Origin of the sequence: Nocardioides sp., assembly GCF_047606145.1 — a bacterium.
Classification (GTDB): Bacteria; Actinomycetota; Actinomycetes; order Propionibacteriales; family Nocardioidaceae; genus Nocardioides.
In genome coordinates, this window is record NZ_JASGET010000065.1 from 13,486 (window position 1) to 39,827 (window position 26,342).

28 protein-coding genes are annotated in these 26,342 nt (G+C 71.2%); 17 read left to right on the forward strand and 11 right to left on the reverse strand.

What is annotated here, in order from left to right; translation table 11 throughout:
- The first annotated feature begins 66 nt into the window (after nucleotides 1-66).
- Together QM638_RS08225 and QM638_RS08230 are read left to right on the forward strand one after the other, a co-directional pair.
- Nucleotides 67-840, forward strand: a complete 774-nt coding sequence (locus tag QM638_RS08225; protein ID WP_415141471.1) for an SDR family oxidoreductase — start codon at nucleotides 67-69, stop codon at nucleotides 838-840.
- A gap of 25 nt (nucleotides 841-865) precedes the next feature.
- Nucleotides 866-2,083 (forward strand): acetyl-CoA C-acetyltransferase, encoded by a 1,218-nt coding sequence (locus tag QM638_RS08230; RefSeq protein ID WP_415141472.1) that lies wholly within the window; start codon nucleotides 866-868, stop codon nucleotides 2,081-2,083.
- 129 nt (nucleotides 2,084-2,212) lie between these two features.
- Here the strand turns inward: QM638_RS08230 and QM638_RS08235 are convergent, their stop codons facing one another.
- A complete protein-coding gene (locus tag QM638_RS08235) occupies nucleotides 2,213-3,814 on the reverse strand; it encodes an AMP-binding protein (protein WP_415141473.1) in 1,602 nt (533 codons plus the stop codon).
- A 110-nt stretch (nucleotides 3,815-3,924) separates the two neighbouring features.
- On the opposite strand from QM638_RS08235, the gene QM638_RS08240 reads away from it, so the two are divergent.
- Nucleotides 3,925-4,551, forward strand: coding sequence for a TetR/AcrR family transcriptional regulator (locus QM638_RS08240; protein ID WP_415141474.1), 627 nt, complete (start codon nucleotides 3,925-3,927; stop codon nucleotides 4,549-4,551).
- Nucleotides 4,552-4,588: 37 nt separating this feature from the next.
- Here the strand turns inward: QM638_RS08240 and QM638_RS08245 are convergent, their stop codons facing one another.
- A complete protein-coding gene (locus QM638_RS08245) occupies nucleotides 4,589-5,350 on the reverse strand; it encodes a CoA-transferase subunit beta (protein WP_415141475.1) in 762 nt (253 codons plus the stop codon).
- A complete protein-coding gene (locus QM638_RS08250) occupies nucleotides 5,347-6,240 on the reverse strand; it encodes a CoA transferase subunit A (protein ID WP_415141476.1) in 894 nt (297 codons plus the stop codon). The genes QM638_RS08245 and QM638_RS08250 overlap by 4 nt, the downstream gene beginning before the upstream one ends.
- Before the next feature lie 130 nt (nucleotides 6,241-6,370).
- On the opposite strand from QM638_RS08250, the gene QM638_RS08255 reads away from it, so the two are divergent.
- Nucleotides 6,371-7,255, forward strand: coding sequence for an aldo/keto reductase (locus tag QM638_RS08255; RefSeq protein WP_415141477.1), 885 nt, complete (start codon nucleotides 6,371-6,373; stop codon nucleotides 7,253-7,255).
- On the opposite strand, the gene QM638_RS08260 is transcribed toward QM638_RS08255, so the two are convergent.
- Nucleotides 7,240-7,698 carry a VOC family protein gene (locus tag QM638_RS08260; protein WP_415141478.1) on the reverse strand — a complete coding sequence of 153 codons (459 nt, stop codon included), beginning with the start codon at nucleotides 7,696-7,698 and terminating at the stop codon, nucleotides 7,240-7,242. The two genes, QM638_RS08255 and QM638_RS08260, sit on opposite strands and share 16 nt — an antisense overlap.
- Nucleotides 7,699-7,755: 57 nt before the next feature.
- On the opposite strand from QM638_RS08260, the gene QM638_RS08265 reads away from it, so the two are divergent.
- Nucleotides 7,756-8,481 carry an SDR family NAD(P)-dependent oxidoreductase gene (locus QM638_RS08265; protein ID WP_415141479.1) on the forward strand — a complete coding sequence of 242 codons (726 nt, stop codon included), beginning with the start codon at nucleotides 7,756-7,758 and terminating at the stop codon, nucleotides 8,479-8,481.
- Nucleotides 8,482-8,507: 26 nt separating this feature from the next.
- Here QM638_RS08265 and QM638_RS08270 read toward each other — a convergent pair whose 3' ends face one another.
- Entirely contained in the window at nucleotides 8,508-9,770 is a 1,263-nt protein-coding gene (locus tag QM638_RS08270) for an IS110 family transposase (RefSeq protein ID WP_415141480.1), read from the reverse strand.
- 340 nt (nucleotides 9,771-10,110) lie between these two features.
- Here QM638_RS08270 and QM638_RS08275 point away from each other — a divergent pair, with 340 nt between their 5' ends.
- Both QM638_RS08275 and QM638_RS08280 read left to right on the forward strand, forming a co-directional pair.
- Nucleotides 10,111-10,773, forward strand: a complete 663-nt coding sequence (locus QM638_RS08275) for a transferase hexapeptide repeat family protein (RefSeq protein WP_415141481.1) — start codon at nucleotides 10,111-10,113, stop codon at nucleotides 10,771-10,773.
- Nucleotides 10,770-10,949: a hypothetical protein gene (locus tag QM638_RS08280; protein ID WP_415141482.1), complete on the forward strand. Its 180-nt coding sequence runs from the start codon at nucleotides 10,770-10,772 to the stop codon at nucleotides 10,947-10,949. The genes QM638_RS08275 and QM638_RS08280 overlap by 4 nt, the downstream gene beginning before the upstream one ends.
- Here the strand turns inward: QM638_RS08280 and QM638_RS08285 are convergent.
- The 4 genes from QM638_RS08285 to QM638_RS08300 are packed head-to-tail and all read right to left on the reverse strand — an operon-like array spanning nucleotide 10,934 to nucleotide 15,094.
- A complete protein-coding gene (locus QM638_RS08285; RefSeq protein WP_415141483.1) occupies nucleotides 10,934-12,058 on the reverse strand; it encodes an acyl-CoA dehydrogenase family protein in 1,125 nt (374 codons plus the stop codon). The genes QM638_RS08280 and QM638_RS08285 overlap by 16 nt on opposite strands.
- A gap of 2 nt (nucleotides 12,059-12,060) precedes the next feature.
- Nucleotides 12,061-13,050 carry an acyl-CoA dehydrogenase family protein gene (locus QM638_RS08290; protein ID WP_415141507.1) on the reverse strand — a complete coding sequence of 330 codons (990 nt, stop codon included), beginning with the start codon at nucleotides 13,048-13,050 and terminating at the stop codon, nucleotides 12,061-12,063.
- 2 nt (nucleotides 13,051-13,052) lie between these two features.
- Complete coding sequence (locus QM638_RS08295; protein ID WP_415141484.1) at nucleotides 13,053-14,219, reverse strand: acyl-CoA dehydrogenase family protein; 1,167 nt, start codon at nucleotides 14,217-14,219, stop codon at nucleotides 13,053-13,055.
- Complete coding sequence (locus QM638_RS08300) at nucleotides 14,216-15,094, reverse strand: enoyl-CoA hydratase (protein WP_415141485.1); 879 nt, start codon at nucleotides 15,092-15,094, stop codon at nucleotides 14,216-14,218. The genes QM638_RS08295 and QM638_RS08300 overlap by 4 nt, the downstream gene beginning before the upstream one ends.
- Nucleotides 15,095-15,218: 124 nt before the next feature.
- On the opposite strand from QM638_RS08300, the gene QM638_RS08305 reads away from it, so the two are divergent.
- The 3 genes from QM638_RS08305 to QM638_RS08315 are packed head-to-tail and all read left to right on the forward strand — an operon-like array spanning nucleotide 15,219 to nucleotide 18,387.
- The gene (locus tag QM638_RS08305) at nucleotides 15,219-16,412 is read left to right on the forward strand and encodes an acyl-CoA dehydrogenase family protein (protein ID WP_415141486.1); all 1,194 of its coding nucleotides are present in this window, start codon (nucleotides 15,219-15,221) and stop codon (nucleotides 16,410-16,412) included.
- Nucleotides 16,409-17,206, forward strand: coding sequence for an SDR family oxidoreductase (locus QM638_RS08310; protein WP_415141487.1), 798 nt, complete (start codon nucleotides 16,409-16,411; stop codon nucleotides 17,204-17,206). The genes QM638_RS08305 and QM638_RS08310 overlap by 4 nt, the downstream gene beginning before the upstream one ends.
- A 29-nt stretch (nucleotides 17,207-17,235) precedes the next feature.
- Nucleotides 17,236-18,387, forward strand: a complete 1,152-nt coding sequence (locus tag QM638_RS08315) for an acetyl-CoA C-acetyltransferase (protein ID WP_415141488.1) — start codon at nucleotides 17,236-17,238, stop codon at nucleotides 18,385-18,387.
- A gap of 127 nt (nucleotides 18,388-18,514) precedes the next feature.
- Here QM638_RS08315 and QM638_RS08320 read toward each other — a convergent pair whose 3' ends face one another.
- Together QM638_RS08320 and QM638_RS08325 are read right to left on the reverse strand one after the other, a co-directional pair.
- Complete coding sequence (locus tag QM638_RS08320; RefSeq protein ID WP_415141490.1) at nucleotides 18,515-19,597, reverse strand: NAD(P)H-dependent flavin oxidoreductase; 1,083 nt, start codon at nucleotides 19,595-19,597, stop codon at nucleotides 18,515-18,517.
- Between the two features lie 93 nt (nucleotides 19,598-19,690).
- Nucleotides 19,691-20,449: an enoyl-CoA hydratase family protein gene (locus QM638_RS08325; RefSeq protein WP_415141491.1), complete on the reverse strand. Its 759-nt coding sequence runs from the start codon at nucleotides 20,447-20,449 to the stop codon at nucleotides 19,691-19,693.
- Nucleotides 20,450-20,559: 110 nt separating this feature from the next.
- Between QM638_RS08325 and QM638_RS08330 the strand changes: the two genes are divergently transcribed.
- The 7 genes from QM638_RS08330 to QM638_RS08360 all read left to right on the forward strand — a co-directional run bounded on the left by QM638_RS08330 (nucleotide 20,560) and on the right by QM638_RS08360 (nucleotide 26,280).
- Nucleotides 20,560-21,471 (forward strand): SDR family oxidoreductase, encoded by a 912-nt coding sequence (locus QM638_RS08330; RefSeq protein ID WP_415141492.1) that lies wholly within the window; start codon nucleotides 20,560-20,562, stop codon nucleotides 21,469-21,471.
- Nucleotides 21,468-22,274 (forward strand): MaoC/PaaZ C-terminal domain-containing protein, encoded by an 807-nt coding sequence (locus QM638_RS08335; protein ID WP_415141493.1) that lies wholly within the window; start codon nucleotides 21,468-21,470, stop codon nucleotides 22,272-22,274. The genes QM638_RS08330 and QM638_RS08335 overlap by 4 nt, the downstream gene beginning before the upstream one ends.
- Nucleotides 22,271-23,197 (forward strand): NAD-dependent epimerase/dehydratase family protein, encoded by a 927-nt coding sequence (locus QM638_RS08340; protein ID WP_415141494.1) that lies wholly within the window; start codon nucleotides 22,271-22,273, stop codon nucleotides 23,195-23,197. The genes QM638_RS08335 and QM638_RS08340 overlap by 4 nt, the downstream gene beginning before the upstream one ends.
- Before the next feature lie 50 nt (nucleotides 23,198-23,247).
- Nucleotides 23,248-23,652, forward strand: a complete 405-nt coding sequence (locus QM638_RS08345; RefSeq protein WP_415141495.1) for a YjbQ family protein — start codon at nucleotides 23,248-23,250, stop codon at nucleotides 23,650-23,652.
- A gap of 91 nt (nucleotides 23,653-23,743) precedes the next feature.
- Nucleotides 23,744-24,622: an SDR family NAD(P)-dependent oxidoreductase gene (locus QM638_RS08350; protein ID WP_415141496.1), complete on the forward strand. Its 879-nt coding sequence runs from the start codon at nucleotides 23,744-23,746 to the stop codon at nucleotides 24,620-24,622.
- A 120-nt stretch (nucleotides 24,623-24,742) separates the two neighbouring features.
- On the forward strand, nucleotides 24,743-25,093 hold the full coding sequence (locus QM638_RS08355; protein ID WP_415141497.1) for a VOC family protein: 351 nt from the start codon (nucleotides 24,743-24,745) through the stop codon (nucleotides 25,091-25,093).
- 158 nt (nucleotides 25,094-25,251) lie between these two features.
- On the forward strand, nucleotides 25,252-26,280 hold the full coding sequence (locus tag QM638_RS08360) for a L,D-transpeptidase (protein WP_415141498.1): 1,029 nt from the start codon (nucleotides 25,252-25,254) through the stop codon (nucleotides 26,278-26,280).
- Nucleotides 26,281-26,342 lie beyond the last annotated feature (62 nt).

Here is a 26,342-nt window from a genome sequence, read left to right on the forward strand (position 1 = left end):
TTGGTTTTGATCCTAGGATCATGGTCGTCACCGCGGAACGCGGGGTGACAGAGACAAGGAGTGGGTGTGGGTATCGAGCTCGACTTCACGGGCAAGGTGGTGCTAGTCACCGGTGGCGGCCGCGGGGTCGGCGACGGGATCGTCTCGGTCTTCCTCGCCGCCGGCGCCGAGCTGGAGATCTGCGGTCGTACGCAGCCCGAGCGGCTGCGGGAGGTCGACGGCCGCGCCCCGGTCTTCCGTGCTGTGGACGTCCGCGACGCGGGCCAGGTCGAGGCGTGGATCGCCGACGTGCTGGCGCGCCGCAGCCGGATCGACGTCGTGGTCAACAACGCCGGCGGGTCGCCGTTCGCCAACCTCGCCGACTCCTCGCCGCGCTACTCCGACAAGATCGCCGCGCTCAACTTCATGTCCACCGTCTACGTCAGTCATGCGGCGTACGCGGCGCTGAGGGAGAGCCGCGGCTCGGTCGTCAACATCACCTCGATCTCCGCGCGCCGGCCCAGCCCGGGCACGGCGGTCTACGGCGCGGCCAAGGCCGCCGTCGAGAGCCTCACCACCAGCCTCGCCGTCGAGTGGGCGCCCGACGTACGGGTCAACGCGGTGAGCTGCGGGCTGGTCGAGACGCCCGGCTCGATCGACCACTACGGCGACGCGGAGCAGTACGCCCGCGTGGCCGCCACGATCCCGCGCGGCGTCTTCGCGCGCCCCGAGGAGATCGGCCAGGCCTGCCTGATGCTTGTCTCGCCGCTCTCCACCCACATCACCGGCGCCGTGCTCAACGTCGACGGTGGCGGGGAGTGGCCCGCCTTCCTGCAGCACACCCCCAACGCGCTCCGCTGAACCCCCGCACCTCAGGAGGAACCCCATGCCCGAAGCCGTCATCGTCTCCGCCGCCCGCTCGCCGATCGGCCGCGCCGGCAAGGGGTCGCTGCGCGAGCTGCGGCCCGACGAGCTGGCCGAGCAGATGGTCCGCGCGGCCCTGGCGGCCGTCCCCGCGCTCGACCCCGGCCAGGTCGAGGACCTGATGATGGGGTGCGCCCAGCCGGCCGGCGAGCAGGGCTACAACATCGGCCGGGTCACCGCCGTACGCCTCGGCCTCGACCACCTGCCCGGCACCACCGTGCACCGCTACTGCGCCTCCTCGCTGCAGACCACCCGGATGGCGCTGCACGCGATCAGGGCCGGCGAGGGCGACGTCTTCGTCTCCGCCGGCGTCGAGGCGGTCTCCCGCTTCGGGCTCGGCAAGTCCGACGGCATGCCCGACACCAAGGACGCGCGGTTCCTCGCGGCGGCCGAGCGGGACCGGGCCCGGATCGAGCGCGGCGAGCCGTGGGTCGACCCGCGCGACCTCGGCGAGCTACCGGACGTCTACATGGGCATGGGGGAGACCGCGGAGAACGTCGCCTCGCTGCGCAAGGTCTCGCGCGCCGACCAGGACGCCTTCGCGGTCCGCTCCCAGAACCTCGCCGAGGCTGCCGCCGACCGCGGCTTCTGGGAGCGCGACATCACCCCGGTGACGTTGCACGACGGCACCGTCGTCGCCACCGACGACGGTCCGCGGCGGGGCGTCACGATGGAGAAGGTCTCCTCGCTGGCACCGGTCTTCCGCTCCGACGGCACCGTCACCGCGGGCAACTGCTGCCCGCTCAACGACGGCGCCGCGGCGCTGGTGATCATGAGCGACGTGCGCGTCCGCGAGCTCGGCCTGACCCCGCTGGCGCGGATCGTCTCCACCGGCGTCTCTGCGCTGAGCCCCGAGGTCATGGGCCTCGGTCCGGTCGAGGCGAGCCGGCAGGCGCTGGCCCGGGCCGGCCTCTCCGTCTCCGACCTCGACCTGGTGGAGATGAACGAGGCGTTCGCCGCCCAGGTGCTGCCCTGCGTCGACGACCTCGGCGTGGACCTCGACCGGGTCAATGTCAACGGCGGCGCGATCGCGCTGGGCCACCCGTTCGGCTCCACCGGCGCGCGGATGACCACGACGCTGATCCACGGCCTGCAGGAGCGCGACGCCCGGTTCGGCCTGGAGACGATGTGCGCCGCCGGTGGTCAGGGCATGGCGATGGTCATCGAACGCCTCTCCTGAGCCGCCGACTCGGCGCCAACCTGACACCGGGGAGCGCCGAGTCGGCGTGAACTCGACGCCTGAGAGCGTCCACTTCACGCCGACTCGGCGTTCTCACCCGTACGAGATGCGCCGACTCGGCGGCTCTCCTCAGCCGGCAGCGGCCGTGGCCCGGAGCTCCTTCTTCAGCACCTTCCCCGAGGCGTTGCGGGGGAAGTCGCTGAGCACCTGGAAGCGGCGCGGGACCTTGAAGTTGGCCAGCCGCTCGCGGCAGTAGGCCGCCAGCTCGTCGAGGTCGAGGTCGGCGTCGGGCCGGGGCAGGACGTAGGCGAGGCCGACCGAGCCCATCCGCTCGTCGGGGATGCCGACGACCGCCGACTCGATCACGTCGGGGTGGCTGACCAGCACGTTCTCCACCTCGGCGGGGTAGACGTTGAAGCCGCCGACGATGAACATGTCCTTGATCCGGTCGGTGATCTTGAGACAGCCGTGTTCGTCGAGCTCGCCGACGTCGCCGGAGTGGAACCAGCCGTCGGGGTCGATCGCCGCGGCGGTGGCTTCGGGGTCCTCGAAGTAGCCGAGCATGACGTTGTCGCCGCGCAGCCAGACCTCGCCCTCCTCCCCGGTCGGCACGCTGGCGCCGGACGGGTCGACGACCTTGATCTCGATGCCGGGCACGGCCGGGCCGGTGCACTCCGCGACGTGGCGCGGGTCCTCGCCGGGGCGTGACTGGGTCGCCACGACGCACTCGGTGAGGCCGTACGCCTGGGCCACCTGCCGGAAGCCGAGCACGTCGAGCATCTGCTCGAAGAGCGACTCCGGCACCGAGGTCGCGCCGGCGATGGAGAAGCGCAGCGAGGAGAGGTCGAACTCCGTGCGCCGCGGGTGGTTGATCAGCGTGATGAAGATCGTCGGCGCGCCGGGCAGGACGGTGATCCGCTCGCGCTGGATCAGCTCCATCAGGGTGACCGGGTCGAAGGTCGCCACTGGGTAGATGGCTGTGCCGGCGGTCAGCGCCGCGATCACGCCGGCCTTGTAGCCGAACCCGTGGAAGAACGGGTTGACGATGGCATACCGGTCCTCCGGGCCGAGCCCCGCCCCGGCCGCCCAGACCTTGGCCACGCCGATGGTCTGGCGTTGGGCGCTCATCACGCCCTTGGGCACGCCGGTGGTGCCGGAGGTGAAGAGGATGTCGGCGATCGTCTCGGGGGTGAGGGTGGCGACGGCCGCGGCGAGGGTCTCCTCGGTGACCGACTCCGCGCGCGCCAGGAGGTCGGACCACCCCACCGCGCGTGGGTCACCACTCTCCGCGATGTCGACGATGGTGTGCAGGCTCGGCAGCCCGAAGAGACCGGCGGGCCCGGAGGGATCCGGGCCGTCGTACGTCCCTGCGAGCAGGTCGATGTAGTCGTTGCCGAGGAAGCCCTGGACGGTGACCAGGACGCTGGCACGGGAGCGCTCGAGGATGGTCCGCGCCTCGTGCCCGCGGTAGCGGGTGTTGAGCGGCACCACGGCGGCGCCGATGTTCTGGGCTCCCAGCAGCGCGAGGATGTACTCGGCGCGGTTGGGCGCCCAGATGGCCACGTGGTCGCCGGGGGTCACTCCGGTGGCAAGATAGGCCCGGCTGACCCGGTCGACCTCGTGTGCGAGGTGGGCGTAGGTGAGGCGGGTCTCGCCGTCGACGATCGCGGGGCGGTCGGCGAAGTGCTCGACGCCGTAGGCCAGCAGGGCGGGGGCGGTCTGGGGTCTCATGAAGCCTGCTCCTCGAACAAGTGCTTGTTTGGTAGCATACTCAACCGACAGGTGTCGGCAGGACACGGTCGTACGGCCCGGGGATCGGGGCCGGAAGGGAGTCCTTGGTCATGGCGAGTTCCGAACCGGCCACCACCGGCCGCCGACGCGGCAGCGGCGGCAGCTCGGCCCGCCGCGCACAGCTGCTGGCGATCGGCGCCCAGATGTTCGCGGAGAAGGGCTTCACCCAGACGACGGTGCGCGACATCGCGGACGCGGCGGGCATCCTGTCGGGCAGCCTCTATCACCACTTCTCCTCCAAGGAGGAGATGCTCACGGAGGTGCTGCACGGCTTCATGGACGGCCTGCTCGGCCGGTTCGAGGAGATCGTGGCCCGCGAGGAGACCCCCCGCGCGGCCCTCGACAGCCTGATCCGGGAGTCCTTCGAGACCATGCACAACGAGCGCGAGGCGGTCGCGCTCTACCAGAGCGAGCAGGGCTTCCTGGCCACCCTCGACGGCTTCGAGTTCGTCGGCGCGGGCAGCAAGAGGATCGAGAAGATCTGGATCGGGGTGCTCGAGGCGGGCACCACCTCCGGCGACTTCCGCAGCGACCTCAACGTCCAGTTCGCCTACCGCTTCATCCGCGACGCCGTCTGGGCGTCCGTTCGGTGGTACCGCCCGGGCGGCCGCTATGGTCATGAGGCGGTCGCCGAGCAGTACCTCACGCTGCTGCACGACGGTCTCCTCAAGCATTGAGAGTGAGAGCCGGGCGTAGCGGCCGCCCGGACGGTGTTCAGGCGCGCACCTCGCGGTCGCGCAGCCCGCGCGGGTCGATGACCTCGCGGATGAGCCGCAGCTCCTCCTCGGTGGGCAGCCGGGTCGTGGTGGCCGAGGAGACGTCGATCGTGAAGCCGGTCTTGGCCCGGAGCTCCTCCGCGCTCACGCCGGGGTGCAGCGAGCGGACCTTCAGCACGCCCTCGTCGTCGTAGTCGAGGACCGCGAGGTCGGTGATGACCACACCGAGGTCGTGGAAGCGCAGCGAGCTTCCGGGATAGGCCCGCGCACGGTCGTTGCCGACGCCGGAGACGACGTCGACCTGCTCGACGAAGACCCGGGCGCTGTGCTTGCTGACCCAGTAGTCGACCCGGTGGTTGACGGTGTTGCCGGGGGCGCCGCGGACGCCGATGAGCTGCCGTGTCGGCTTGCGCCAGTCCCCGATCGAGGAGATGTTCTGGTTGCCGTAGCGATCGATCTGGCTGGCGCCCATCATCGAGTGGCGGCGACCGGAGTTGAGAATGTCGAAGATGTTGCGGAACGGCGTCCACGCCTCGATCACGCCACCGGTCGCCGCGGTCCTGCCCAGCGGTGGCGGCTCACTCATCAAGAAGCACTCGCCGTCGGAGAGCGCGAGCTCGGGAGTGTGGGTCAGCCGGGCCAGCCGGGCACCGATCGTCGGCACGGTCCCGACGGCATGGGCGAGCACCTCGCCGGCGCCGCGGAACGCCTCGGAGCAGGCGACGGCGCACACCTCGGCGCGGGTCACATCCGTGGTCACTTGGTCTCCTCCTTGGTATCGGCTCGCTCGGCGGCGCTCTCGGCGTGGAAGGCGGCGACGGCTACCTGGTAGGCAGCCTCGTCGCCGCGCAGGAAGCGCCGCTCGAAGGCCTCCCAGGCCTCCTGGCTCCCGGCCGCGGCGGCGTAGTGCCGCTGGAACGCCTCGTCGCGACCGTAGTCCGGCTCGCAGGTGGTGAAGTGGGCGCCGCGTGGCGCCTCGATGACGCCGTCCACGTAGAGCCGTGGGATGAGCAGGCTCTGGTGCGGTGCGTCGGCGGTCAGCTCAGCGGTCTCGATGATCCTCTCCACGCTCATGAAGGTCTTCTCCGAGGCCATCGCGAACATGTCGTCGAAGTACGGGTCGGTCCCGAGATACTGCCCGTTGCCGGCCTTGTCGGCGCGGTTGAGGTGGAGGAAGGAGACGTCCATCCGCAGCCCCGGGACCGCGACGTACTCCTCATCGTCGTACGGCGAGCGCACCGTGCGCAGATCGGGGTTCATCCGCGTCACGTCGCTGGCCAGTCCGGCGCGCGTCGGGGCGAAGGAGAGCCGGTTGCCGCCGGCTCGCAGTGCTGCCACGAACATGCCCTCGTCGTACTCCGCGGTCTCGATCGCGCCGGCCTCGCGGGCGGCGCGGAAGAACGGATCGAGCGCGATGCTGTCGAGGGAGACGAAGCCGTAGACGAGCTTGCGGATCTTGCCGGCCCGGCAGAGCAGGCCGACGTCCGGCCCGCCCAGGGTCACCACCGTCAGGTCGGTGACGTCACTGCGCAGCAGTTCGCGAACGATGGCCATGGGCTTGCGTCGTGAGCCCCAGCCCCCGATGCCGATGGTCATGCCGGACTCGACGTGTGCCACCACGTCGGACAGCTGCATGGTCTTGTCGACCACTGCTCCTCCTAAACCTAGCGCTTGTTTGGTGACTGTAACGCGCCGTCCTCGCTCTTGTCACCCGGGGTCCCTCGTGGTGGGATAGAAGGGACGAGCAAGCGCTTGGTCAGAAGCAGAGGGAGGGTCGCCGGTGGAGGACGTGGCGCGGACGAGGCGGCGCCTCGGTGACCTGGAGGTCTTCGCGATCGGGTTCGGTGCCATGACGCTGACCCAGGTGCCGGGGTACGACGCGGCCCGCGGCGTGCGGGTCGTGCATGCCGCGCTGGAGGCCGGCATCACCCTCTTCGACACCGCCGACGTCTACGGGCCGACCAACGGCTACGGCGTCAACGAGACCGCCTTGGTCGAGGCGCTGCGCTCCTGGCCCGGCTCGCTCGACGACGTCGTGATCGCCACCAAGGGCGGCCACACCCGGCTCGAGCACGACACCTGGTGGATCGACGGCAGCGCCGCCCACCTGCGCCGTGCGTGCACGGACTCGCTGCGCCGCCTCGGTCTCGACGTGCTGCCGCTCTACCAGCATCACCGGCCCGACCCGCGCCGGCCGTACGCCGAGTCGATGCAGGCGCTGCGCGAGCTGTACGACGAGGGGCTGGTCCGCCGGGTGGGCATCTCCAACGCCTCCTGCGACCAGATCCGGGAGGCGGCCGCGATTCTGGGCGAGGCGCTGGTCTCGGTGCAGAACGAGCTCTCGCCGGTGGCGCCCTGCGCCATGGACGAGATCGTGCTGTGTCAGGAGCTCGGGCTCGCCTTCCTGGCCTGGGGCCCCTTGGGCGGGATGCGCTCGGCCAAGGGGCTGGGCGCGACGGGCCCGGCCCGGGGCTTCGCGGAGGTCGCCGGGGCGCGCGGGGTCAGCCCGCAGCGGGTCGCCCTGGCCTGGGAGCTGGCCCGCTCGCCGGTGGTCATCCCGATCCCGGGTGCGAGCCGGCCGGAGTCGGTGCGCGACTCGGTCGCGGCGACCGAGCTGGTGCTGTCGGCCGAGGAGCTCGCCCTGCTCGATCAGGCCGTCGGGTGAGAGTGCGTCGCAGGGGGCTCCATCAGCTCGACCCGCACCCGGTCGGGGTCGAGCACGTAGACCACCCGCCAGCCGGCGAGCGGCTCGCTGGTCGTCACCGGCACCGAGATCGCCTCGGCCCCGCGCTCGGAGAGGTGGGCCAGGGTGGCGTCGAGGTCGGTCACGGTGACCCCGACGTGCGCCGCACCGGCGTGGCCGTTGTCGGGGTCGATCGAGAGCCCGGAGCCGCCGTCGTACTGCAGGAGCTCGACGATCGTCGTCCCCTCCCGGGCGCGGACGAACGCCTGCCGGACCACCACGCCCGGATGGCCGGTCACCGCGTCGATCCGCGGCCCGCTGCGCTCGTAGGGCCCAAGGCGCTCACCGCCGAGCAGATCCTCGTAGAAGTCCAGCGAGCGGCCGATGTCGCTCACGGTGATGCCGACGTGGTGGATGGCCGTCATGGCGTCCCTTCTCCCGGAGTACCTACCAAGCGATTGTTCTATCCCGAACGGATGCCCATGTCCACCCTCGCTGACCTGACCGGCCGGATCGTCCTGGTCACCGGAGCCGGCGGCGGTCTCGGTGCCGCCCATGCCCGCACCATCACCGCCCAGGGCGGGACCGTGATCGCCACCGATCTCGCCGTCCCGCCGGTCGCCGCCGAGCTCGGCCCCGACCACCTCGGCCTCGCCCACGACGTCACCGACCGCAGCGCCTGGGACGCCGTGGTGGCGCAGGCGGTGGAGCGGTACGGCCGCATCGACGGCCTGGTCAACAACGCCGGCCTGTGCCGCTACGCCCCGTTCCGCGAGAGCAACCCGGCGCTCTTCGCGAGCATGATGGCGGTCAACCTGTACGGCCCGCTGCACGGCATGCAGGCCGTCGTGCCGCACATGCCGGAGGGCGGCTCGATCGTCAACGTCTCCTCGATCGCGGGTCTCTACGGCTGGCCGAACTCCACCGCGTACGCGGCGTCGAAGCACGCGGTGCGCGGCCTCACCCACGCGGCCGCCGCCGAGCTCGGAAGGAGCGGGATCCGGGTCAACACCGTCTGCCCGGGCGCCGCGGACACCGCGATGCTGTCGGAGGAGTCGCGGGCCGGCGGCGGCGTGGTGGCGACGCTGCCGATCGCGCGGGCGGCCCGGCCCGAGGAGGTCAGCGCGATGGTGACCTTCCTGCTCAGCGACTCTGCGAGCTACTGCACCGGCCAGGACTACATCGTGGATGGTGGGATGAAGGCATGAGAAGCCCTATGTCAAGCCGCCCTATGTCAGGCCGCCTCGTTTTGTTGGGCGAGGACGTGTTGGAGTGCGTGGTGTTTGGTGGGGTCGTAGGCGAGGTTGTCTTGCCAGCAGTGCCAGATGATGTGGAGCCAGGCGCGGGCGAGGATGCGGACGGCGTGGGGGTGGTCCTTGCCGCGGGTGATGGCGTCGTTGTAGATCTTCGCGGCCCAGGGGTTGGCTCGTCGGGAGTCGCTGGCGAAGTCGGTGACGGCGTCGCGGAGTTGTTTGTCGCAGGCCCAGCGGAATCCGACGGTTCGGAGTTTGCCGGATTGTCGGGTCGAGGGTGCGGCTCCGGCCAGGCAGGTCAGGGACTCGGGGGTGGGGAACTTGGCGCGGCAGTCGCCGATCTCGGCCAGCAGTCGGGCGGCTCGGATGCGCCCGGCTCGGGGCAGGGAGGTGAAGATGTGCGCGTCGGCGTGCGTGGTCAGTTGGGTGTCGATTTGCTTTTCGAGGGCCTTGGTCTGCTCGACCAGGGTGCGTACCAGGGTGGCGTAGCTGGCGGTGATGTGGGCCTGGGTGGTGCCGTGGGTGCTGGTGGCTCCGCGGGGTGCGGCCAGGATCTGCTGGTGGAGTACTGCGGGGTCGACCCGGCCGGAGTAGCCCTGCTTGGCCAGCCAGTCGCCCAGCCGTTTGGGGGTGAGCCAGTCGAGCTTGTCCTGGGTGTCGAACCTGGTCAGGAACGCCAGGCTGATTGCGGAGTCGAGGTCGCGAAACAGGCCCACGACGGCCGGCAGCACCAGCCGCAGGTGTGCGCGCAGCTGATTGACCGCGGCGACACGGTGGCCGACGAGGTCCTTGCGGGCGCGGCAGGCGCGGCGCAGCGCGATGGTGGCCTCGGTGTCTGGCACCAGGGGCCGGAGTCGGGTGCGGTCGGTGCGCAAGGTGTCGGCGAGCACGTAGGCGTCGAACCGGTCGTCCTTGTTGCCGGCCGAGCCGTAGCGGCTGCGCAGGTTCTTGACCCGGTTCGGGGAGATCACCACCACAGTCAGGCCAGCGTCGAGCAGGGTGTCGACGACCGGGCCGTCGGGGCGTTCGATGGCGACCTCGCCGACACCGTGCTTGCCGAGGACCTTGATGAGTTCTCGCAGGCCGGCGGTGGTGTGCTCGACCGTGCCGCGGTGGACCTCGCGGCCGCGGCCATCCACGATCGCCACGGCGTGATCGTCGCGAGCCCAGTCGATGCCCGCAGTGACGTCGTTGGGCGGGAACTCGGGCAGTTCACTACTTCGGGTGTTGCTGGCAGACTTCACGTCAGCCTCCTCGCTGCTAAGCCCAGTGGGGAGGCACCCTCATCTTCAGTTGATGGTTCGGGTGGCCTTGGTGCCGGGACATGTCTGCCGGTTCGCTCACTGATCGGCGCTCGCAACCACACCAGATGTCAGTGGTGGTCTTGGCGCTCAGCCCTATCGACGGTCCACACGTCCCGGGCAACCACCAGGTCCTGCAGATCTCATGCTGGACGTCAACCGCGTCAAGCGAGCAGGGCAGTGACCCGGTGGCACCCGGGGTGCATCAGCGAGCTATCTGAACTCGCCGACGCCAGGAAGGTAGTCCAGTGAGCGCAGCGATCGAGCGTCAGCGAGCGGCCCTATGACCTGCTACGAGATCGACGGGGTGGTGCCGGTCATCGACCCCGCCGCCTTCGTGCACCCCTCTGCCGTCCTGATCGGCGACGTGATCGTCGGCCCCGGCTGCTACATCGGCCCGAGCGCCAGCCTGCGCGGCGACTTCGGCCGGATCGTGGTGGGGGAGGGGAGCAACGTGCAGGACTCGTGCGTCCTGCACGCCTTCCCCGGCGCCGACTGCGAGCTGGCGCCCCACAGCCACCTGGGCCACGGTGCGATCGTGCACGGCGCCCGGGTCGGCAGCTACGCGATGGTCGGGATGAACGCCGTCGTCATGGACGGCTGCGTGCTCGGCGACGACGCGCTCGTCGGGGCCTGCAGCTTCGTCCGTGCCGGCACCGAGGTGCCGCCGCGGACGCTGGTGGTCGGCAACCCGGCCCGGGTCGTCCGCGAGCTCGACGAGCAGGCGATCGCCTGGAAGCGCAACGGGGTGCACACCTATCAGGAGCTGGCCGAGCGCAGCCGCGTCGGCCTGCGCCCGGTCGAGCCGCTCACCGCGGTGGAGCCGGACCGGCGCCGGGTGAGCACGGACTCCTCGGTGGCCACGCCATTGCACCGGCTGCGCGCGGGGGCCTCCGATCCGTCGGCTACGTCCGCTGAGACGTCCACTGACGGCGATCCCACGTGAGCCAGGCGCGCGACCACCTCGTCCGGGCGACCCGCCGGCTCGCCGCCGCGGTCGGCCGGACCGACGTCGACCCGGTCTTGATGCGGGTGGTGGCGGAGCGGATCGAGGAGTCGCGTCGGCGCTCCTCCCGGCTCGTGGGAGTAGGCCTAGGATGCCGGGCTCACTCCGCCCGGTGATCCCCTGCGGGGCTGAGGCCCCGCCGGTGCTCCGCGCCACGGCCGAAGAGCTGCCCGGTGGCGTGGGCGCGCTTGAAGTAGAGGTGCGCGTCGTGCTCCCAGGTGATCGCGATGCCGCCGTGCAGCTGGATCATCTCCCCGGCCACGGCGGCGAACGCGTCGCCGCACCAGGACTTGGCCAGCGCCGCGCGGTGCTCGAGGGTGTCGGAGTCGTACGCCGCCGACCAGCCTGCCGCCCAGGAGATCGAGCGGGCCGACTCGACCGCGACCACGAGGTCGGCGCAACGGTGCTTGAGGGCCTGGAAGGAGCCCAGCGGGCGGCCGAACTGCACGCGCTCCTTGAGGTAGGCGACGGTCAGGTCGAGGGCGCGCTGGGCGCCGCCGACCTGCAGCGCGGTGACCGCGGTCGCGGCGAGCGCCCGCAGCCGGGGGAGGACCGCCTCGAAGCCGGACTCGACGAGGGGTGCGGCCAAGGCGTCGAGGGTGACGTCGGCCAGGCTGAGCGTCAGATCCAGCCCCGGCGTACGCCGCACCTCCACGCCCGCGGCGCCCGCCGGTAGCTGGAAGAGACCGACGCCCGACGGAGTCCGCGCGACGGCCAGCAGCACGTCGGCGTGCGAGGCGCCCAGCACCAGCGTCGCGGTGCCGCGCAGCCTCCAGCGGCCCTCCTCCGGCGTCGCGGTCAGGTCGCTCCCGTCCGTGCGCCAGCGCCCACCCGCGTCGGCCCAGCACAGCGCCGCGACCGACCCCGCGGTCAGCTCGGGGAGGAGCTCCCCGGCCGGACCGGCCAGTGCCTCGGGACCGCTGAGCAACAGCGCCTGGGTCGCCAGGACGCCGGAGCCCAGCAGCGGGCTCGGCGTCAGCGAGGCGCCGAGCTCCTCCAGCACCAGGTGCGTCTCGAGCGAGGAGAAGCCGGCCCCGCCGTACTCCTCCGGCACCGCCAGGGCGGCGACCCCGATCTGCTCGCACAGCACCTGCCACAGCTCGGCGTCGTAGCCCGGCTCGGAGCCGTACGCCGTGCGCAGGTCGACGCTGCCGACGCGGCGCTCGACGAGAGCGCGCACCGTGCTGACGAGCTCCCGCTGCTCGGGGGTGAGAGCGAAGTGCATGCTCAATTCCTAGCGGAGGTGGGCCCGGTGAGGGAGGCGAGGACCCGCCGGCGGTGGTGGTCGGGCGTGCCCCAGGCCGTTCGCAGGGCGCGCACCTTGAGCAGCCACAGGCTCAGGTCGCACTCCTGGGTGTAGCCGATCGCGCCGTGCACCTGCAGCGCGGTCCGCGCGGCGAGGCGCGCGGCCTCCGCGCAGGCGACTGCGGCAGCCGAGACGTCCCGCCCGGCCTCCGGCACTCCGGCGTCGAGGCCCAGCGCCGCGAGGTGCACCAGCGGCCGGGCGAAGTCGAGCGCCACGCGGACGTCGGCGAGCAGGTGCTTGAGCGCCTGATACTCCCCGATGAGCTGACCGAACTGACGGCGCGTGGTCGCGTAGGAGACCGACTCGGCCAGCAGCCGCTCGCCCGCGCCGAGGACGGTCGCGGCGGCGGCCAGGGAGGCACCGTCGAGCGCCCTGTCCACAGCGACCCGGTCGAGGGTCGCGACGTACGCCCCGGGGCGTACGTCGTAGAGCCGGCGAGCCGGATCGACGCTGGTGCGCGCGGCCCCGAGCTCGGCCCGTGACAGCATGGTGCCGTCGAGCACGAAGAGCTCGTCGGCGACGTCGGCGTCGAGTGCGCGTGGGACGGTGGCGGCGACGGTGACCAGGGTCGTGCCCTCGGCGACGCCCTCCAGGACCGTGTCGAGGCCGGCACCTGCCAGCAGCCGTGGCGCCAGTGCGATCGACTCGATCCACGGGCCCGGCACGGCGTGGCGGCCGAGCGCCTCGAAGGCGACCGTCAGGTCGGCCTTGCTCGCCTCCAGCCCGCCCAGCTCCTCCGGGACGGCCAGCCCGGTGACGCCGAGCTCCGCCAGCCGACGCCACAGCGCCAGTCCGGACTCGTGCTCGCCCGCGGCCCAGGCGCGCGCGGCCGCGGGCACGTCCGTGCCGGACAGCAGGTCGTCGAGCGCCTCGGCGAACGACCGCTGCTCCTGCGTCACTCCGAAGTGCATGGTCACTTGCCCTTTCCCGGACGTGGCAGGCCGAGGATCCGCTCCGCGACGATGTTGCGCTGGATCTGGTTGGTGCCGGCATAGATCGGGCCGGCGAGCGCGAAGAGATAGCCGTCCATCCAGGCTCCCTCCTCCCCGGCTCCTGCGTCACGCAGCTCCTGCTCCTTCCCGAGCAGCTCCAGCGCGGTCTCGTGCAGCTCCAGGTCGAGCTCGGACCAGAAGAGCTTGTTGACGCTGCCCGCCGCTCCGACGCTCTCACCCTGACCGACCCGGGTGACGGTGTCCCAGGTGTAGTAGCGGTAGGCCTGCGCGCCGATCCAGGCGTCGACCACCCGGTCGCGCAGGTGCGGCGCGTCTTCGCCGCGCTCGGTCCACAGCTCCAGCAGCCGCTCGGCGGTGGCGCAGAACCGGCCGGGCGAGCGCAGTGAGAGGCCGCGCTCGTTGCCGGCGGTGCTCATCGCCACCTGCCAGCCCGCGCCGACCGCGCCCAGCACGTCGGCGTCGGGGACGAAGACGTCGTCGAAGAAGATCTCCGCGAAGCCCGGATCGCCGTCGAGCTGGTCGATCGGGCGCACGGTGATGCCCGGGGCGTCGAGCGGGAAGAGGAGGTAGGTCAGTCCGCGGTGCCGCTCGGCGGCCGGGTCCGTACGGAAGAGGCCGAAGCCGCGGTCGGCAAACGGGGCGCGTGAGCTCCAGGTCTTCTGCCCGTTGAGCACCCAGCCGCCACGGACGTCGTCGCGGTCGGCGCGGCTGCGGATGCCCGCGAGGTCGCTGCCGGCCTCCGGCTCGGACCAGGCCTGCGCCCACACCTCGGTGCCGGCCGCCATCGCCGGCAGATAGCGCTGCCGCTGCTCGGGGGTGCCGTGCTCGAAGATGATCGGGGCCAGCAGCGAGATGCCGTTCTGCGCGATCCGGGTGGGAGCGCCGGCGAGGTAGTACTCCTCCTCGAAGATCACCCATTCGGTCAGGCTCGCGCCGCGCCCGCCGAACTCCTCCGGCCAGGCGACCACGGACCACCGGCCCGAGGCCAGGGTCTGCTCCCACTCCCGGTGGCGTACGGCGCCCTCCGGGGTGTCCATCGAGGGCAGCCGGCCGGGGCTGTGCTCGGCGAGCCAGGCGTGCGCCTCGGCGCGGAACGCCTCCTCGGCCTCGGTGAACTCCAGGATCACGCCTCGTCCCCCTCGCCGGCGGCCTTCTTGTTCGCCGCCGCCATGCCGCGGGCGTCGAGCCCGGCCAGCGAGTCCTTGCCGACCTCGGCGTTGTGGGCGTGGGCGGCGTGGTGGAGGCCGAAGACGGAGTCCATGCCGGAGCGCATGCCCATCAGGTCCTCGGCCTGGTTGACGGCCTTCTTGGTCAGCGCGAGGCCCAGCCGCGGCATCTCGGCGATCCGCTCGGCCGTCGCCATCACCTCGGTCTCGAGGTCGGCGCGCGGCACGACGTGGTTGACCATGCCGAGCGCCTCGGCGCGCTGCGCGGAGAGGCGGGCGCCGGTGTAGAGGAACTCCTTGGCGGCGCGCGGGTTCATCACCCACGGGTGCGCGAAGTACTCCACTCCGGGGATACCCATCCGCACCACCGGGTCGGAGAAGAAGGCGTCGTCGGAGGCGATGATGAAGTCGCACGACCAGGCCAGCATGAGTCCGCCGGCGATGCAGGCGCCCTGCACCATCGCGATCATCGGCTTGGGGATCTCCCGCCAGCGTCGGCACATGCCGAGGTAGACCTCGGACTCGCGGGCGAAGCGACTGTCGACGCCCTCCTTGTCGACGTGGTCGTACCAGATGACCGCCTTGCGCTCGAAGGACTGGTCGATGTCCCGGCCGGGCGTGCCGATGTCATGGCCGCCGCAGAAGTGCTCGCCGTTGCCGCCGAGCACGATCACCTTGACGTCGTTGTCGTTCACCGCGCGGGTGAAGGCGGCGTCGAGGGCGTAGGTCACCTTCGAGTTCTGGGCGTTGGTGTACTCCGGCCGGTTCAGCCTCACCACCGCCACCGGTCCGCGCACCTCATAGGTGACGACGGGGGCGCCGTCCTGCTCGCTCATCTGTCCTCCACACGTCGATATCCGCGGCCGTACTGTGCCTGAGTGCGCCCGAAGCACGTTACCAAACAAGTGCTTGGTTTGCTACGGTGGCAGGACGATCCGGCCACGACCAGGGAGGACCCCGATGGATCTCACCTTCTCCGCGGAGGACGAGGCGTTCCGCGCCGAGGTGCGCACGTGGCTGGCCGACAACCTCGTCGGCGAGTTCGCCGCGATCAAGGGCATGGGCGGCTCGGGCCGCGAGCACGAGGCGTACGAGGAGCGGGTCGCCTGGAACCGGCACCTGGCCGCCTCCGGCTGGACCTGCCTCGGCTGGCCCGTCGAGCACGGTGGCCGGGGCCTCAGCCTCTTCCAGCAGGTGATCTTCCACGAGGAGTACGCCCGCGCCGACGCCCCGGCCCGCGTCAACCACCTCGGTGAGGAGTTGCTCGGACCGACCCTGATCGCGCTCGGCACGCCCGAGCAGCAGGCCCGCTTCCTGCCCGGCATCGTGGCGGTCACCGAGCTGTGGTGCCAGGGCTACTCCGAGCCCGGCGCCGGCTCCGACCTGGCCGGCGTGCGTACGCGAGCCCGGCTCGAGGACGGTCCCGAGGGTGGGCGCTGGGTCATCGATGGGCAGAAGGTGTGGACCTCACTGGCCCAGCACGCCGACTGGTGCTTCGCGGTGGTCCGCACCGAGCCCGGCTCCCAGCGTCACCACGGCCTGTCCTACCTGCTGGTGCCGATGCACCAGGACGGAGTGGAGGTCCGGCCGATCGTGCAGCTGACCGGCACCTCGGAGTTCAACGAGGTCTTCTTCGACGCTGCGATCACCGATGCCGACCTCATCGTGGGCGCGCCCGGTGAGGGCTGGAAGGTCGCGATGGCGACGCTCGGCTTCGAGCGCGGCGTCTCGACGGTCGGCCAGCAGGTGGGTTACGAGCGGGAGCTCGCCACGATCACCGAGCTGGCCCGCGCCAACGGCAGCATCGACGAGCCCGACATCGCCGACCGGCTCGCCCGCGCGAGCGTCGAGCTGGAGGTCATGCGGATGCATGCGCTGCGCACGCTGAGCGCCTTCGACTCCGGCTCGCGGGGGCCCGAGGCGTCGGTCTCCAAGCTGCTGTGGGCCCGGTGGCACCGCAGCCTCGGCGAGCTCGCGATGGACGTCGCCGGCGCCGGCGCGCTGACCGTCGAGAAGGCGCCGTACGAGCTGGACCGCCTCCAGTCCCTCTTCCTCTTCAGCCGGGCCGACACCATCTACGGCGGCTCGGACGAGATCCAGCGCACCATCATCGCCGAGCGGGTGCTCGGCCTGCCGAAGGAGTACCGCCCATGACCCGGGTCGAACAGCCCACCCCCGACTACGTCCCCGGCCACGACCTGCTGACCGGGAAGGTGGTCGTCGTGACCGCGGCCGCGGGTGCGGGCATCGGTGCCGCGGTCGTACGCCGGGCGCTGGAGGAGGGCGCGAAGGCGGTCGTCTTCTCCGACACCCACGAGCGCCGGCTGGCCGAGGCCGAGACCGCTCTCGCCGAGGAGTTCGGCGCCGATCGCGTCCGCCAGCTGGTCTGCGACGTGACCCGGGAGGCCGACGTGCAGGCGCTGCTCGACGCCGCGGACGAGTTCGGCGGGGTCGACGTGATGGTCAACAACGCCGGCCTGGGCGGCACCACCGACATCCTGGAGATGCCCGACGAGGAGTGGAGCCGGGTCCTCGACATCACCCTGACCGGCACCATGCGCTGCACTCGGGCGGCCGGCAACCGCTTCGTCGCCGCGGGCACGAAGGGCGTCATCGTCAACAACGCCTCCGTCGTCGGCTGGCGCGCCCAGGAGGGCCAGGCCCACTACGCGGCGGCGAAGGCCGGCGTGATGGCGCTGACCCGATGCGCGGCAATCGACCTGGCACCGCACGGGATCCGGGTCAACGCCGTCTCGCCGAGCCTGGCGATGCACCCGTTCCTGGAGAAGGTCACCACGCCGGAGCTGCTGGTCGAGCTCAAGGGCCGTGAGGTGTTCGGCCGCGCCGCGGCGCCCTGGGAGGTCGCCAACGTGATGGTCTTCCTGGCCAGCGACTACTCCTCCTACATGACCGGCGAGGTCGTGTCCGTCAGCAGTCAGCACGCCTGACCCGTCCAGATCTCTCGAGGGAGAAGCCCATGCCCGAGGCCTACATCGTCGACGCCGTCCGCACCCCGGTGGGCAAGCGCGGCGGGTCGCTGTCCACCGTCCACCCCGCCGACCTGGGCGCCCACCCGATCAAGGCGCTGGTCGAGCGCACCGGGATCGACCCGGGGGCCGTCGACGACGTGCTCTACGGCTGCTGCGACACCATCGGCGGCCAGGCCGGCGACATCGCACGGACCTCCTGGCTGGTCGCGGGCATGCCCGACCACGTGCCGGGCGTGACCATCGACCGGCAGTGCGGCTCGAGCCAGCAGGCCGTGCACTTCGCCGCCCAGGGCGTCATGTCCGGGACGCAGGAGCTCGTCGTGGCCGGCGGCGTGCAGAACATGTCCGCCATCCCGATCTCGGCGGCGATGATCGTGGGACAGCAGTACGGCTTCAGCACCCCGTTCGCCGAGTCGCCGGGGTGGCTTGAGCGCTATGGCGACCAGGAGGTCTCCCAGTTCCGCTCCGCCCGGATGATCGCGGAGAGGTGGGACATCTCGCGCGAGGAGATGGAGCGCTTCGCGCTGGTCAGCCACCAGCGCGCCGCGGCCGCAATCGCGGAGGGGCGCTTTACGGACCAGATCACCCCGGTGGGCGACTTCGCGGTCGACCAGTGCCCGCGCCCGGACACCTCACTGGAGAAGATGGCCGCGCTGCAGCCCTTGGAGGAGGGCAGCAGGATCACCGCGGCGGTCGCCTCCCAGATCTGCGACGGCGCCGGCGCGATGCTGATCGCCTCCGAGCAGGCGGTCCAGGACCACGGCCTCACCCCGCGCGCCCGGATCCACCACCTCAGCGTCTACGGCGCCGACCCGGCCTGGATGCTCACCGGCCCGATCCCCGCCACCCGGCGCGCCCTGGAGAGGACCGGGCTGACCGTCGACGACATCGACCTGTTCGAGTGCAACGAGGCGTTCGCCTCGGTCGTGCTCGCGTGGATGAGGGAGACCGGCGTCCCGCACGAGAAGGTCAACGTCAACGGCGGCGGCATCGCCCTCGGTCATCCCATCGGCGCCACCGGCGTCCGCCTGATGACGACATTGCTCAACGAGCTCGAGCGCACCGGCGGCCGCTATGGCCTCCAGACCATGTGCGAGGGCGGCGGCCAGGCCAACGTGACGATCATCGAGCGCCTCTGAGAACGTGCTCCGAGGGTCAGCTCGCGGTGTCCCTGGCCGCGACCAGCCGACCCAGATCGCCGCCGAGGAGCTCGTGCCCTCGCCTCCGGCTCGGCTCGTCGCTTCTGTGCGGAGTTTCGCCATCGGCTCAGCCGGTCGTGCCGACCAGGTTGCCCTGAGCCGCCCGCAGGCGCTCCGCGGCATCGCGGATGATCCGGTCGATGAGCTCCTCGCAGCTGGGCAGGTCGTCGATCATGCCCACGACCTGGCCGGAGGCGAGCATGCCCGCCTCGGTGTCGCCCTCGACGAGACCGGCCTTGAGCAGCATCGGGGTGTTGGCGGCGAGCACCATCTGGGCCCAGGTGCGGCCGCCGGACCTCTTCATTGACTGGCCGTCACGCATCAGCTGCGACCAGCTCAGCCCCGACAGTTGCTTGAACTGGGCGGTACGCCGCAGCGTGTGCAACAGCCGGGTGGTGAGACCCTCCTTCTCCAGGGTGTCGATGAACTCCGTGCGCAGCAGTCGGTGCGGCATCCCGTCGGCCCTGGTGGTGACCACGGTGCCGTCCAGTCCGAAGGTCAGGTAGCGCCGGCGGATCTCCTCGGGCACGGCGGAGTCGCTGGTGAGCAGGAAGCGCGTGCCCATCCCGATGCCGGCCGCGCCGTACGAGAGGGCCGCTATCAGGCCGCGTCCGTCGAAGAAGCCGCCCGCCGCGACGACCGGGATGTCGACCGCGTCGATGACCGAGGGGAGCAGCAACGTGGTGGGCACACTGCCGGTGTGGCCGCCGCCCTCTCCGCCCTGGACCATCACCAGGTCGGCCCCCCAGGAGGCCACCTTGACCGCGTGCTTGGCCGCGCCGACCGACGGCATCACCACGACGCCGCTCTCCTTGAGCCGGCTGATCAGCTCGGGCTTGGGTGCCAGTGCGAAGGAGGCCACCTTCACGCCGTGCTCGATGATCAGGTCGATCCGCTGAGCAGCGTCGGCGGCGTCGGCGCGGAGGTTGACGCCGAACGGCTGGGTGGTCCGCTCCTTGACCTCGATGATCGCGCTCGCGAGCTGTGCGGGGGTCATCGTGGCCGAGGCCAGGATGCCCAACCCCCCGGCCTCGGCGGTGGCCGAGACCAGGCGCGGACCCGCCACCCAGCCCATCCCGGTCTGGACGATTGGGTGGGTGACCCCGGTCAGCTCGGTGAGGGGAGTACGGAACGTGGCGGGCATGCTCATCGACGTACTCGCTTCGCTCTGTGCGCCGACGAGGCACATCCGTGCTGCCTTGACTGGTTCGCTCGCTGACGCTCGCTCATGGCTCCTCAGCTCTCAGACGGACAGATTGTTGCCGGAGCGGACGAACTCGTCGCGGTGCTGGTCGGCCACGCCGAGCAGGTTGAGCTCGAAGGTGAAGCCCTGCTCGAAACGGTAGCTGCGGTTGACATCGACGGGGTCGATGCCGTTGAGCGCCTCCTTGGCGGCGCGGACGACGCGGGTGTCCTTGGCGGCGATCTCGCCGGCGAGCGCGAGCGAGGCCTGATCGAGCTGGTCTCGCGGCACGACCTCGACCACCGAGCCGAAGGCGTGCAGCTGGGCGGCGGTCGCGGTGCGGCTGGTGTAGTACATCGTCCGCATCAGGTGCTGCGGCACCAGGCGCGAGAGGTGGGTGGCGGCGCCGAGCGCGCCGCGATCGATCTCGGGCACGCCGAAGTAGGCGTCCTCACTGGCGATGATGGTGTCGCAGTTGCCGACCAGGCCGACGCCGCCGCCCAGGCAGAAGCCCTGCACCGCTGCGATGACGGGGAGGGGACACTCGTAGACCGCCTTGAAAGCGGCGTAGCAGCCGCGGTTGGCGCCCACCAGATGGTCGAAGCCGGCGTGGTGCTGCATCTCCTTGATGTCGACGCCCGCGTTGAACCCGCGGCCCTCGGCACGCAGGACGACGACGCGGCTGATGCCGTCCTCGGCAGCCGCCTGCATCGCCCGGGCGATGTCGTACCAGCCCTCGACCGGGAGCGCGTTGACCGGGGAGTAGTCCATCGTCACGACGCTGATGCGCTCGTCGACGATCTCAGTGGTGATCGGCATTCCAATTCCTAACCTATCGCTTGCTTGGTAATGTAGCAGCAGCCTGGCCTGATGGGCCAAGGAGTTCGTCGAGAATGCATGTCGAGCATGCACGGAGAGAGGGGTCGAGCGTGGGCGTCCTGGATGGCCGGATCGCGATCGTGACGGGAGCGGGCCGCGGGCTCGGTCGAGAGCATGCGCTCGAGCTGGCGCGGCAGGGGGCGAAGGTCGTCGTCAACGACTACGGCGTCACCCTCTCCGGCGATGGCGGCGAGGGCGTCTCGCTGGCCGAGGAGGTCGTCGAGCTGATCCGGGCCGCCGGTGGCGAGGCGGTGGCCAACGGCGCCGATGTGGCCGACTTCGAGGCGGCCGAGGCGATGGTGTGCCAGGCGATCGACACCTTCGGCGGCCTCGACATCCTGGTCAACAATGCCGGCTTCGTCCGTGACCGCATGTTGGTCAACACCTCCGAGGAGGAGTGGGACGCGGTGATCCGGGTCCACCTCAAGGGCCACTTCGCGCCGCTGCGCCATGCGGGTGCCTACTGGCGCGTCGAGAGCAAGGCGGGGCGTACGCGCGCGGCTCGCGTGATCAACACCTCCTCGGGCGCGGGCCTGCAGGGCTCGGTCGGCCAGACGACGTACTCCGTCGCCAAGGCCGGCATCGCCACCATGACCACGGTCGCGGCCTATGAGCTGGCCTCCTACGGCGTCACCGTCAACGCGCTGGCCCCCTCCGCGCGCACCCGGATGACCCTCGGCGCCTTCGCCGAGGCGATGGCCGTGCCGGAGGAGGGGTTCGACGTGATGGACCCGGCCAACGTCTCACCGGTCGTCGCGTGGCTGGCCAGCGTGGAGGCCGGTGACGTCACCGGCCGGGTGATCGAGGTCGAGGGTGGCAAGGTCTGCGTCGAGGACGGCTGGCGGCACGGCCCGACGCTCGACCTGGGTCGGCGCTGGGAGGCGGCCGAGGTCGGCTCACGCCTGCGTGAGCTGCTGGCCAAGGCCGGCGATCCCGAGCCGATCTACGGGGCACGGGGATGACGGACCCGACGAGCGCGGGCGACTGGATCGGTCGCGAGCTCGGCGCGCGGGCGGTCTCCTGGACCGATCGCGACGTGATCCTCTACCACCTCGCGCTCGGCGCGCGGGCCGACGAGCTCGACCTCGTCTTCGAGCAGCGCCTGCACGTCCACCCGCTCTTCGGCCTCACCCTCGCGCAGTGGGCGCCCGACGTCCTCGGCGGCGAGGGGGCGTTCCCGGTCGGACAGTCGGTCCAGGGCGCCCAGGGCCTGGAGGTGCTCGCGCCGATGCCGCCCAGCGGCTCCACCGAGATCACCGCGCGGGTGGCGGCGGTCTGGGACAAGGGCTCGGCGGCGGTCTTCGAGGTCGAGGCCTCGTGTGACTACTTCCGCGGGGTCTGGTCGATCTTCGCGCCCGGCCGTGGCGGCTTCGGTGGTGAGCGCGGCCCGAGCAAGCGGTCGGCGCCCACCGGGCCTCCGGCGTACGCCAGCGAGATCGTGCTCGACCCGCGGGCGGCGGCGCTCTACCGGCTGACCGGCGACCGCCACCTCATCCACGTCGACCCCGCGGCTGCCCAGGCGATCGGGTACCCGAAGCCGATCCTGCACGGCCTCGCCACACTCGGCACCGCGGTCATGGCCCTGGCCGACCAGGTCGGGGCGAAGCCGTGGGAGCTCACCTCGCTCACCGGCCGGTTCAGCTCGGTGGCCTTCCCGGGTGACCGGCTCGCGGTCGAGTCGTGGGCGGACGGCACGTTCCGGGTCGTCAGTGGGCGTGGCGTCGCGATCGATGACGGCACGATCGCGTTCGGAGGCGCGCGATGAGGATCCTCGTCGTCGGCGGCACCGGCCTGATCGGGTCGCACGCGGCCCGGCTCCTCGCCGCGGAGGGTGAGGACGTCGTCATCGCGGGGCGTACCGCGCCCGAGGCTCCGTCACTGGTGGAGGAGCTCGACTTCCTCGAGGGCGACTATGCCGCCGGTGACTTCACTCCGGAGCGGCTGCGCGGCTTCGACGCGGTCGTGATGGCGGCGGGCAACGACATCCGCCACGTCGCTCCCGGCGCGGGGGACGTGGACCTGACCGACTTCTGGGAGCGGATGCAGTCCGGTGGCATCCCCGCCGTCGCGGAGGCGGCCCGCGCGGCAGAGGTCGGCCGGTTCATCCAGGTCGGCAGCTGCTACCACGTCGTGCGCCCCGAGTGGGCCGAGACCAACCCGTACGTCCGCGCCCGCCGCGACGCCGACGAGCGGGCCCGCGCGCTGACCACCGACGAGTTCGCGGTCGTCACGCTCAACCCGCCGCCGATCGTCGGGATGACCCCCGGCATCGCCACTCGCCGCTACAGCCGACTGTTCCGCTGGGCGCGCGGCGAGGACCCGAAGTGGCCGTTGACGGCGCCGCCCGGTGGGACCAACTTCGTCACCGTCCGCTCGCTCGCCGAGGCGATCCGCGGTGCGCTGTGGGTCGGGCGCCCCGGTGAGGCGTATCTGATCGGCGATGAGAACCTGAGCTACCGGGACTACTTCCAGACGATCGTCGACCTGGTCGGTGGCACCGGTCGTGTCGAGGTCGTTGATGCCGAGCACTGGTTCCTGCCGGATCGGATGATCGTGCCGGGTCGGTCGGCGATGTTCTCCTACGAGCCCGACCCGGCCGCGGTGGCGCTCCTCGGCTACCGCCGGGACGACATACGCCCGATGCTCGCCGCGATGGTGGCACAGGCTCGCACGGCGGGGCTCGTCTGAGGTGCGTCCGGAACGGGCAGTACGGCTCTGTGAGGTGACACCATGGTCGGGTGGAGAGCGAGACCCGGACCTATCGCACCGGCACCGACGAGGTGGTCCTCGACCTGACCCGCGATGCGGCAGCGTTCGTCGATGGTCGCGGCGACGGGCTGTTGCACCTGTTCGTACCGCATGCGACCGCCGGGATCGCGATCCTGGAGATCGGCGCGGGCAGCGACGACGATCTGCTCGCCGCGCTGGCCGACCTGCTGCCCGCCGACGACCGCTGGCGTCACCAGCACGGCAGTCTCGGGCACGGTCGCTCCCACGTGATGCCGGCGCTGATCCCGCCGTACGCCTCCGTGCCGGTGCTCGACGGACGCTTGGCGCTCGGCACCTGGCAGAGCATCTGCCTGGTGGACCTCAACGTCGACAACGTGGAGCGCGAGGTGCGATTCAGCCTTCTCGCGGGCTGAGCCAGGCTGAGGCCGGGCCGGCCGTTCCTCGGTGGGCGGGATGCGGCGGTCATGGCTGTGCCCAAGAGCCGCATCCCGACGTGACCGATGCGTGAGCGATGAAGGGATGCAGATGACGGCGTCGTACGCGGACAGGCTCGCGGTGGTGATGGGGGCAGGGTCGGGGATCGGTGCCGCTCTCGCCGAACGGCTGGCGGCGGAGGGCGCGACGGTGGTCGCCACCGACATCGACGCCGCGCGGATCGGGGACGTGGTCGAGCGGATGGTCGCCGATGGTGGCCGTGCCTTCGCCCGTACGGTGGACGTGGCCGACGCAGCGTCGGTAGACGCGTTGGCGGAAGAGCTCTTCGCCGAGCACGACCACGTCGACCTGTTGATCAACAACGCGGGCCTGCAGACGGCCGGGCCGGTCTGGGAGGCTGACCCCGCGCGCTGGGAGCAGATGATGCGGGTGAACATCGATGGCGTCTTCCATGGCATCCGCTTCTTCGTGCCGCGGATGCTCGCGACCGGCCGACCTGCGACGGTGGTCAACCTGTCGTCGGTGGGCGGGGCGGCGATCGTGCCGTTCCAGTCCTCCTATGTCGCCAGCAAGCACGCGGTCCTCGCCCTGACCGAGTGCCTGCACCAGGAGCTCCAGCTGGTCGGCGCGCCGATCCAGGTCTCGGTGGTGCTTCCCTCGTACGTCCGAACCCGGATATTCGTCGACGCCCAGCGGGTGGCGCCGACCGGCAACGACCTGGCGGCGGCCTATTTCGACCGAATGGAGCAGATCGGCCAGGAGCAGGGCAAGAGCCCGGCGGAGGCCGCCGCCGCGATCCTCGCCGGTGTGGCCGGAGGCGACTTCTGGGTCTTCACCGATGATGCCGCGGGTCAGCGGGTGCTGACACTCCGAGCCGAGCAGCTTGCCGGCCTGCGCCGTCCGCCCGACGCCCGTCCCCGCCTGCGGGAGATGGGCCTGGACGTCTAGTCCGCGGTCCCCTGGCCTGCCGGTTGGGCGTCCCTGGTGGCGGAGACGTACTCCCCCAGCCTCTGCCGACCGCTGTTTCCGTGCGATTCTGGGAGGAGTCGATCGACGAAGGAGACATTGATGAGTGAGCAGCAGGTGCGCCAGATCGTGCTCTCGACCGAGGACCTGGACTCCTCGATCGGTTTCTATGAGGCGCTGGGATTCACGTTGAAGTTCCGCGACGGCACCCACTACGCCGCGCTCGACGGTGGTTCGGTGACGATCGCGCTGGCCACCTCGATCGACCACCCCCTCCCCGGCAAGGTGGTCGTCGGCATCAAGACCGACGACGTCGACGGCGCGGCCGGCGCGATCGAGGCGAGTGGCGGGGCGATCGTGAAGGCGCCGTACGACGACGCGCACGAGCGGCGCGCGGTGGTCTACGACAACCAGGGCAACGGCCTGGTCTTCTACCAGCCGCTCCCACGCTGAGCCGACGGCCGGGGCGCCGGCTCGCCGATCGAGCGTGCCGGTGGGCGGCGTCTTGGAGCAGAGGGATTCAATGGTTCCGGCAGTCGCGTACCTATCGCGAGTGCGCAGGCGCATCCACGCTGACCGGGAAGGATCCGATCGATGAGGCACCCAGACCGATGAGGCAACCGGGGGGAATCCGCGCGCTCGTCGCGGTCGGTGTGGTGGGGTGGTCGTTGATCATCACCGGGTGCGCCGGGAGCAGTTCCGCGCCCGATGCCGCCGGGTCGTCGACGACCACGTCGTCGATGACCGCGAGTGCGACGGCATCGGCGTCGGCGTCGGCGTCGGCCAGCTCCTCGCCGAAGAAGGCGAAGAAGAAGCACTACCCGACCGGACCCGCGATGCTGCTGGACAGCATCGCGCCGCTCAGCGACACCACGGTCGGCGTGGCCATGCCGATCTCGATCGTCTTCACCGACCCGGTCAAGGTCTCGGCCCGCAAGCAGATCGAGGAGCACATCAAGCTGACCACCTCGGTCCCGGTCTCCGGGGCGTGGCACTGGTTCGGCACGCGGCGGGTCGACTTCCGGCCCCGAGGCTTCTGGAAGCCCGGGACCACGGTGTCGATGGTGGCCAGCTTCAACCACGTCGGCGACGGCCACGGTCGCTACGGCACCCACAGCTACGCCCGGGACTTCACGATCGGTGCCGACGTCCGGACCCACGTCTACGTCAGGCAGCACAAGACGGTCGTGACCCGCAACGGGACGGTGGTGCGCACCATGTCCAGCGACGCGGGTAGCCCGGACTACCCCTCCTGGGATGGGACGATGGCGGTGGTCAACAAGTCGCGCACCGTCCGGATGACCTCGTGCAGTGTGGGGATCGCCTGCGATCCGAGCGACCCCGACTACTACGACCTGGTGCTTCCGTGGGACGTGCGGATCACCTGGTCGGGCACCTTCCTGCACTACTCCACCGGCGATCCCTATCCTGGCCACAGCTACGGCTCGCACGGCTGCGTCCACCTCTCCTACTCGGACGCGAGGTGGTATTACAACCTGGTCAAGCAGGGCGACCCGGTGACCATCACCGGATCACCGCGGGGCAAGGCCGCCGGCGACAACGGGTACGCCGACTACGATGTGTCGTGGCGCGAGTGGCTGGCCGGCAGTGGGATGAAGCAGTTCACCACGCAGGTCTGACCGGCTCCTCACCCCGAGCTGCCGCGGGTCGCCTCGGGCTGCCCTGTCGCCCGGCGTGGCAG